The 671-nt window shown below is 38.5% G+C and carries 1 protein-coding gene; it reads left to right on the forward strand.

The genetic code is table 11. The features are described from left to right. The coding region (locus M9Q43_RS14060; RefSeq protein ID WP_262319493.1) for a PKD-like domain-containing protein at nucleotides 1–671 on the forward strand (671 nt) is incomplete at both ends.

Raw genomic sequence — 671 nt, forward strand, 5'->3', positions numbered from 1 at the left:
CACTAGTAAGTGTTGCAGCTGCATGTGCAACGTCAATAAGTGGAAGTGCAATGATTACTATTTTACCATTGCCAACAGCTACTATTGCAGCAAACACAATTTGCACAGGAAACACAGGTGAAGTAACTTTTACAGGTACACCAAATGCTGATGTGACTTTTACAGATGGAATTACAACTCAAACCATTACTTTGAATGGTTCAGGAGCAGCAGTTTATACTACTCCAATTTTAGTTTCAAACACGACTTATACTTTGGTTAGTGTAGCTACAACTACAGCTCCAATTTGTAATCAAACGCTAACAGGAAGTGCTACAGTTATAGTAAACCAACAACCGGTTGTAACCGCTACTCCTGCATCAGAGACTATTTGTTCAGGAACAAATACAAATATTAATTTAAGTAGTACTATTACAGGAACTACATATACTTGGACGGTAGTAGCCACCGGAGTAACAGGTGCAAGTAATGGTAGTGGAAGTATTATTAATCAAAGCTTGTCAACTACCACAGCAGGTGTAGACGGAATGGTTGTTTATACAATTACACCAACAGCTGCAGGATGTACGGGATTACCAATCACAGTACAGGTAAATGTTACATCTCGTCCAGAAGTCACAATAACTTCTGCATCAACAAGTTATTGTGATGGATCGGTAACCAATATTACA

This window comes from Flavobacterium odoriferum, assembly GCF_025499515.1.
Lineage (GTDB): Bacteria > Bacteroidota > Bacteroidia > Flavobacteriales > Flavobacteriaceae > Flavobacterium > Flavobacterium odoriferum.